The 7,706-nt window shown below is 71.6% G+C and carries 7 protein-coding genes; all 7 read left to right on the top strand.

Annotated elements, in window-relative coordinates; translation table 11 throughout:
- The coding region (locus tag ACTWQJ_RS42170) for an MMPL family transporter (protein WP_443311707.1) at positions 1–1,849 on the top strand (1,849 nt) is incomplete at its 5' end.
- A gap of 378 nt (positions 1,850–2,227) precedes the next feature.
- Positions 2,228–3,313 (top strand): type III polyketide synthase, encoded by a 1,086-nt coding sequence (locus ACTWQJ_RS42165; protein WP_443311706.1) that lies wholly within the window; start codon positions 2,228–2,230, stop codon positions 3,311–3,313.
- 103 nt (positions 3,314–3,416) lie between these two features.
- On the top strand, positions 3,417–4,529 hold the full coding sequence (locus ACTWQJ_RS42160) for a sulfotransferase family protein (protein ID WP_443311705.1): 1,113 nt from the start codon (positions 3,417–3,419) through the stop codon (positions 4,527–4,529).
- Between the two features lie 8 nt (positions 4,530–4,537).
- The gene (cysC, locus tag ACTWQJ_RS42155) at positions 4,538–5,074 is read left to right on the top strand and encodes an adenylyl-sulfate kinase (RefSeq protein WP_385513183.1); all 537 of its coding nucleotides are present in this window, start codon (positions 4,538–4,540) and stop codon (positions 5,072–5,074) included.
- Complete coding sequence (gene cysD / locus ACTWQJ_RS42150; RefSeq protein ID WP_409472313.1) at positions 5,071–5,979, top strand: sulfate adenylyltransferase subunit CysD; 909 nt, start codon at positions 5,071–5,073, stop codon at positions 5,977–5,979. Before cysC ends, cysD begins: the two co-directional genes overlap by 4 nt.
- Positions 5,980–6,112: 133 nt before the next feature.
- Entirely contained in the window at positions 6,113–7,375 is a 1,263-nt protein-coding gene (locus ACTWQJ_RS42145; RefSeq protein WP_443311708.1) for a sulfate adenylyltransferase subunit 1, read from the top strand.
- Positions 7,362–7,706: ABC transporter substrate-binding protein (locus ACTWQJ_RS42140; RefSeq protein ID WP_443311704.1), on the top strand; the 345-nt coding region annotated here is incomplete at its 3' end. The genes ACTWQJ_RS42145 and ACTWQJ_RS42140, both read left to right, overlap by 14 nt.

Raw genomic sequence — 7,706 nt, 5'->3', positions numbered from 1 at the left:
GGAGACCACCAAGGCCGCCGAGGAGGCGGGGCTGGAGGTCTCCGTCGGCGGTCAGGCGTACGGCAACGGTGTGCTCACCCCGAGCGTCCTCGAACTGCTCGGTGTGGTGGTCGCGTTGGCCGTGCTCGCCATCACCTTCGGCTCGCTGCTCGCCGCCGGGATGCCGCTGCTGACCGCCTTCGTCGGCGTCGGCACGGGGCTCACCGGGCTGCTGGCGGTGTCCTCGGGGGTGACGGTGTCGTCGACCGCGCTGAGCCTCGCGCTGATGCTCGGGCTGGCGGTGGGCATCGACTACGCGCTCTTCGTGCTGTCCCGGCACCGGACACAGCTCGCCCAGGGAATGGAACCGCGCGAGTCGGCGGGACGGGCCGTCGGGACGGCGGGCAGCGCGGTGGTCTTCGCCGGGACGACGGTCGTCATCGCGCTGGTCGGGCTGCTCGTGGTGCGCATCCCGTTCCTGACGGTCATGGGTCTGAGTGCGGCGGCGACGGTGCTCATCGCCGTGCTGGTCGCGGTGACGCTGCTGCCGGCGCTGTTCGGCCTCGCGGGGGCACGGCTCGCGCCCCGGCCGGGCTCACGGGCCGCGCGGCGGGCGGCTGTTGCCGCGGAGTACGTTCCTGCGGGGGGTACAGAAGAAGCCACGGAAGAAGCCACGGAGGAGGCCACCGAGAAGGCCGCGGCAAAGGCTTCCGTCATGGGGCAGCGCTGGGCCCGGCTCGTCACCCGGCGCCCGCTGCTCGTCGTCATCGGCACCGTCGCCGCCCTGGTGACCCTGGCGCTGCCCGCCGCCGATCTGCGGCTCGCGCTGCCCGACAACGGCACGGCGGCGCACGGGACGTCGCAGCGCGAGACGTACGACACCGTCGACGAGGCGTTCGGGCCCGGCTTCAACGGGCCGCTGCTCGTGCTCGCCGAGGCGGACACCGAGGGACAGGCCGGGCAGCAGCAGGCGGCCGCGGTGGCCGGACGGCTGCAGGAGCTGCCGGGCGTGGTCAAGGTCGGTCAGCCGCAGTACGCGCCGGAGTCCGGACGGGCGGTGATCCAGGTCGTACCGGAGGGCGGACCGCAGGACGAGTCCACGCAGGACCTGGTGGACGCCATCCGCGGCGACGCGTCCACCATCGAGCGGGAGACCGGCGCCGCCGTGTCCGTCACCGGCACCACGGCGATCGGGATCGACGTCTCCGACCGGCTGACCGCATCGCTGCTGCCGTTCGCGGCCGTGGTCGTCGGGCTGTGTCTGATTCTTCTGCTGCTGGTCTTCCGCTCGCTGGTCGTGCCGGTCAAGGCGACCGTCGGGTTCCTGCTGTCGGTGGCGGCGTCCTTCGGTGCGGTCGTGGCGGTGTTCCAGTGGGGCTGGCTCGCCGACGCGCTGGGGGTGGCCCGGACCGGACCCGTCGTCAGCTTCCTGCCGATCGTGCTGATGGCCGTGCTCTTCGGACTGGCGATGGACTACGAGGTCTTCCTGGTGTCCAGCATGCGCGAGGAGTGGGTGCGCACCGGCCTGGCCAGGGACGCGGTGATCGACGGGGCCGGGCATGCCTCGCGGGTGGTGACGGCGGCGGCGCTCATCATGTTCTTCGTCTTCGCCAGCTTCGTGACGACGGAGGACGCCATCGTCAAACCCATCGCGTTCTCGCTGGCGTTCGGTGTGCTGGTGGACGCCTTCGTCGTACGGATGACCCTGGTGCCGGCGGTGCTGGCGATGGTGGGACGCGGCGCCTGGTGGCTGCCGCGCGGGCTGGACCGGCTGCTGCCCGACCTGGACATCGAGGGCGCCCGGCTGCACGAACCGTCCCGGGCGGAACCCGCACGGCCGCTGACCGAAATCAACGCAAGTTCTGGCTGAATTACCCCGGGCTCGATTCCGGACACCGATACCGAACAGAAAAACACAGCACCGGCCTGCCTCTCGGGTTCACCGAGAGGCAGGCCGGTGTTTTTCAGCCGCTAATTGTTTCCGCCGAGGAAATTAACACCGGAATATTTGATTCCACCGGAAGTCCTGTGTTTGACTGAGGGTACCGAATCGACATCCGGTTCGAACGGGGGAGAGCAGACCACTCTTTCTTTCATCTTCCGTGCGCCGCTTTGGCGTATCTCCATGTGGACGGTCTGGCCTGCGCAAAGGCGCCCGGGTCGGATCCCATCAGCACGCACGATTCCCTCTCTCCCGCCGTCGGCCCGACGCGGCCGTTTCCGCTGCCCAAAAGCAAAGGGATCTCGCATGCACCTCGAAGAGAAAATCGCCCCTGCCCGCCGGGGCCTGCGCGCCGCCGCACGCCCCGTCATCACCGGCTCCTCCCATTCCTTTCCGGGTACCCGGAGCAGCCAGGACGACCTGTGGCAGGAATTTTTCCTGGACCACTACGACGGTTATCCGCTGGCCCGCCGGATATTCGAGAATTCCGGAATCAGCTCACGCTCCACGGCCGTGGACCCGCGCGCCGAGAAGGAAGTGTCCGGCTGGAGCACCGGACAGCGCATGGAGCGCTACATCGAGGAGGCCGTGCCCCTCGGCAAGCGCACCGTCGCCGACGCCCTGGAGTCCGCGGGCCTGGCCCCGTCGGACGTGGGCCTGCTGGCCGTGGCCTCCTGTACCGGCTACACCACGCCGGGCCTCGACCTGAGGCTCGCGGACGAGCTGGGCATGTCCAGCAAGGTCCAGCGGCTGTTCATCGGCCACATGGGCTGCTACGCCGCCGTCCCGTCGCTGGGCGCCGTCTCCGACTTCGTCGCCTCGCGCGGCCGGCCGGCGGTGCTGCTGTGTCTGGAGCTGACCTCGCTGCACGTCCAGCCGCCCACCCGGGACATCGAACAGGTCGTGGCGCACGCGCTGTTCGCCGACGCCGCCGCGGCCGTCGTCCTGGAGCCCGACGCCGACAGCGGCTACGAGGTCATCGACGTGGTCGCGGTCACCGACCACAGCACCGCCGACCACATGAGCTGGCAGATCACCGACCTCGGCTTCAAGATGGGCCTCTCGCCGAAGGTCCCCGACGTGCTCGCCCAGCACGTCGGCGAGGTGGTCCGCGACCAGCTGCTCGCCCCGCACGGGCTCACGCCCGAGGAGGTCACCGGCTGGGCCGTGCACCCGGGCGGCAAGCGCATCCTCGAGGTCGTCGGTGAGCGGCTCGAGCTGCCCGCCGGCGCGCTGGACGCCTCGTACGGCGTCCTCGACGAGTGCGGCAACTGCTCCTCGCCCACCGTCCTCATGGTCCTCCAGCGACTGCCCCGCACCGACGGCCCGGTGGTCGCCATGGCCTTCGGCCCCGGCCTCACGCTGTACGCGGCCCTGCTGCGCCGGTCCTGACGCCGGCCGGGCCTACGGCCCCACACCGTCGGCCCGCCCGAAGCACCTTCCAGCACGACCCCACGGACACCGCCCAAGGACGCACGGAAGGAACAGCTGCGCCATGCCCAACCCGACCTCACCAGGCCAGGTCTTCGTCACCGGCACCGGCCGCTGCGGCTCGACCCTCGTCTCCGAGCTGCTGCGCGAGCACCCGCAGGTCCTCAGCCTGTCGGAGCTCTTCAACCACCTCACGGACATGTACCGGATCACCGCCCGGGTCTTCCCCGAAGGCTCCCTCACGGCCGCGGAGTTCTGGGACGTCCTGTCCTCCCGCAACACCGTCAACCGGCTCCTGACCGCCCACGGACTGGCCCCCAGGGAAGTCCTCTACCGCCCCTCGGCGACCACCCGCTTCCAGGCCGACACCGGCATCCCGGCCGTCCTGCTGACCACCCTCCCCCACTTAGCCGACACCCCCGACGAGCTGTACGGCGAACTCGAAGCGGCCGTCGCCGAGTTCCCGGACGCCGGTGTCGGCGAGCACTACCACCGTCTCTTCGGCTGGCTGTGCGCCCGCTTCGGCAAGACCCTGTGGGCCGAACGCAGCGGCGGCTCGCTGATCCTCGCCGGGCAGTTCCGCGAGCACTTCCCCGACGCCCGCTATCTGCACATCGTGCGCGACGGCCGGGACACCGCGCTGTCCATGAGCCGCCACACCGGCTTCCGTATGGCCGCGGTGGTGATGGCGCTGCACCTCACCCTCGGCCACGACCCGTACGCCGAGGAGCAGTCCGCCGACACCGAACGCGACCTCGGGTTCGTACCGGACGAGCTGCTGCCGTTCCTGCCGGATCGTTTCGACGCCCGTGCCGTCCGCGACTACCGGCTCCCGGTGTCACTGTTCGGCACGTACTGGGCGGACGAGATGAAGCGCGGCATGGAGGCGATGTCCGCGCTGCCGCAGGAGAACGTGCTGCACATCTGGTACGAGGACCTGCTCGCCGCGCCCGAGGAGTCCCTGCACCGCATCGGTGAGTTCCTCGGCGCGGACTTCGTGGACACCGACTGGGAGCGCCGGTGCGCGGCCAAGGTGGGCGCGCCCTCGTCGTCCTGGCGGGACCTGCCCGACGCCGAGCGCGAGGAGCTGGAGCAGGCGTGCGCCGCCGGGTTCTCCGTGCTCGCCGCGCACGGCGTCGTCTCCATGGCCGGTGCGGCGGCAAGGAGCAGCGCATGAGGACCCCGCTGACCAAGGGCGCCACGGTGTGGCTGACCGGGCTGCCCAGCTCCGGCAAGACGACGCTGGCGCAGGCGCTGGCCAGCCGCCTCACCCGGGAGGGGCACCGGGTCGAGGTGCTCGACGGCGACGAGATACGTACGTTCCTCAGCGCCGGCCTCGGCTTCACCCGCGAGGACCGGGACACCAACGTGCAGCGCATCGGCCTGGTCGCCGAGGTGCTGGCACGCAACGGCATCCTGGTGCTGGTCCCGGTCATCGCGCCGTACGCCGACAGCCGCGAGGCGGTCCGCAAACGGCACGAGGCGAGCGGCACCCCGTATCTGGAGGTGCATGTCGCCACGCCGCTCCAGGTGTGCGCCGTACGCGATGTGAAGGGCCTGTACGCGCAGGCCCGCGCCGGGCGGCTGTCCGGGCTGACCGGCATCGACGACCCGTACGAGCCGCCGCAGTCACCGGACGCGAAGGTGGAGACCCAACTGCAGTCCGTCGGCGAGTCGGTGGACACCCTGCACGCGCTGATGGCGGAACGGGGGCTGCTGTGACGGCCGTGGCCGCCCGCCTCGGGCACACCGACGTCCTGGAGTCGGAGGCGGCGTACATCTTCCGCGAGGTGGCCGGCGAGTTCGAGAAGCCGGTGCTGCTGTTCTCCGGCGGCAAGGACTCCGTCGTGATGCTGCATCTGGCGCTGAAGGCGTTCGCGCCGGCGCCGCTGCCGTTCGCGCTGCTGCATGTGGACACCGGGCACAACTTCCCGGAGGTGCTCGCCTACCGGGACCGTGTGGTGGCCGCACATGGGCTCACCCTCCATGTGGCGTCCGTACAGGACTACATCGACCGGGGTGTGCTGCGCGAACGTCCCGACGGCACGCGGAATCCGCTGCAGACGCTGCCGCTGCTGGAGGCGATCAGCGGCGGCGGGTTCGACGCGGTGTTCGGCGGCGGGCGGCGCGACGAGGAGAAGGCCCGCGCCAAGGAGCGGGTGTTCTCGCTGCGCGACGAGTTCGGCACGTGGGACCCGCGCCGGCAGCGGCCCGAGCTGTGGCAGCTGTACAACGGCCGCCATCTGCCCGGCGAGCATGTGCGCGTCTTCCCGTTGTCCAACTGGACCGAGCTGGACGTGTGGCAGTACATCGCCCGCGAGGGCATCGAGCTGCCGTCCATCTACTTCGCGCACGAACGGGAGGTGTTCCTGCGCTCCGGCATGTGGCTGGCGCCGGGCGACTGGGGCGGCCCGAAGGACGGCGAGCCGGTGGAGAAGCGCCGGGTGCGCTACCGCACCGTCGGCGACATGTCCTGTACCGGCGCCGTGCTGTCCGAGGCGTCCGACGTCGACGAGGTGATCGTCGAGATCACCGCCTCCCGGCTCACCGAGCGCGGCGCCACCCGTGCCGACGACCGGCTGTCGGAGGCGGCGATGGAGGACCGCAAACGCGAGGGGTACTTCTGACATGACCGCGGACGTGACAGCTCTCGGCCACCCCCCGCATTTCACCGCCGCCCTGATGATGCGCGGCATCTTCCAGGAAGCCAGGTCCCGGCTGACCGCCGGGACCGGCGCACAGGAGGGACACGCGAACCCCATGCCCACCACCCGGCACCGTGACGCCTCCGCCGCCCCCGCGGCCGAGGCGGACCTGCTCCGCTGGGCCACCGCCGGCTCGGTGGACGACGGCAAGTCCACCCTCGTAGGACGACTGCTGCACGACTCGAAGTCCGTCCTCGCCGACCAGCTGGAGGCCGTCGCCCGCGCGTCCTCCGGCGAGGGCCCCGACCTGGCCCTGCTCACCGACGGGCTGCGCGCCGAGCGCGAGCAGGGCATCACCATCGACGTCGCCTACCGCTACTTCGCCACCCCCAAGCGCCGGTTCATCCTCGCCGACACGCCGGGGCATGTGCAGTACACCCGCAACATGGTCACCGGCGCGTCCACGGCCACCCTGACGGTGATCCTCGTCGACGCCCGTAAGGGCGTGGTCGAGCAGACCCGGCGGCACGCGGCCGTGGCGGCGCTGCTGCGGGTGCCGCACGTGGTCCTCGCCGTCAACAAGATGGACCTCGTCGGCTACGAGCAGTCCGTGTTCGCGGACATCGCCGGGGAGTTCACCCGGCTCGCGGCCGACCTCGGCATTCCCGAGGTGACCGCGATCCCGATCTCCGCGCTCGCCGGGGACAACGTCGTCGAGCCGTCCACGCGCATGGACTGGTACGGCGGGCCGACCGTCCTCGCGCACCTGGAGAGCGTTCCCGTCGCGGACGAGGTGACCGACGGACCCGCCCGCTTCCCGGTCCAGTACGTCATCCGCTCCGGTGACGTCCGCCTCTACGCGGGTCAGGTCGCCGCCGGAGCGCTGCGGGTCGGCGACAGGGTCACCGTGCTGCCGTCGGGGCGCACCACCACCGTCACCGGCATCGACGTGCTGGGCGCGCCGGCCGAGCTGGTCCGCTCGCCGCAGTCCGGCGCGCTGCGGCTCGCCGACGACCTGGACGTCTCCAGAGGCGACCTGATCGTCCCGGCGGCGGCACTGCCGACGGTGTCCCGGGACGTCGAGGCGGCCGTGTGCCATCTGCACGAACGCCCGCTCAGGCCCGGGGACCACGTGCTGCTGAAGCACACCACGCGCACCGTGCGCGCGGTGGTCCGCCGGATCCCGGGGCCGGGGCGGCTCGACCTGAACGAGATCGGCCAGGTCGCGCTGCGCACCGCCGAGCGGCTGGCGTTCGACCGGTACGAGGACAGCCGGCGCACCGGCTCCTTCGTGCTGATCGACCCGGCCGACGGCGCCACGCTGACCGCGGGCATGGTCGGCGCGACCGCTCCGGGGACCCCCGATGCGCCTGTCTGAGCGCAGCCCGGCGCCCAGCCGCTCCCGGCGTCCGCTCCGCGCGGCCCTCGCGCTGCTCCTGCTGCTGTTCCTGGCGGCGGGCTGCGGCTACGGGTCCCGGGCGCCGGGGGCGGCGGCCGCGCCGGCCGTCGGCACGGGCCCGCCGCTGTCGGCGGACGAGGTCTCCATCGGCTACTTCGCCAACGTCACGCACGCCACGCCGCTGGCCGGGGTGCAGAAGGGCTACTTCACCCGCGAGCTGGGCGGCACCCGGCTGCGCACGCAGGTCTTCAACGGCGGCCCGTCGGCGCTGGAGGCACTCAACGCGGGCGCCGTGGACATCGCGTGGATG

Source organism: Streptomyces sp. KR55, assembly GCF_052245645.1.
GTDB classification, from domain to species: Bacteria; Actinomycetota; Actinomycetes; order Streptomycetales; family Streptomycetaceae; genus Streptomyces; species Streptomyces flavusporus.
The sequence above is the reverse complement of the archived record's forward strand: the minus strand, read 5'-3'. Positions and strand labels throughout refer to the sequence as shown.

Excerpts from the sequence above, each read along its gene's own strand:
- ACTWQJ_RS42165 (WP_443311706.1), top strand. The coding sequence starts at position 2,228 with ATGCACCTCGAAGAGAAAATCGCCCCTGCCCGCCGGGGCCTGCGCGCC.
- ACTWQJ_RS42160 (WP_443311705.1), top strand. The coding sequence starts at position 3,417 with ATGCCCAACCCGACCTCACCAGGCCAGGTCTTCGTCACCGGCACCGGC.
- ACTWQJ_RS42145 (WP_443311708.1), top strand. The coding sequence starts at position 6,113 with ATGCCCACCACCCGGCACCGTGACGCCTCCGCCGCCCCCGCGGCCGAG.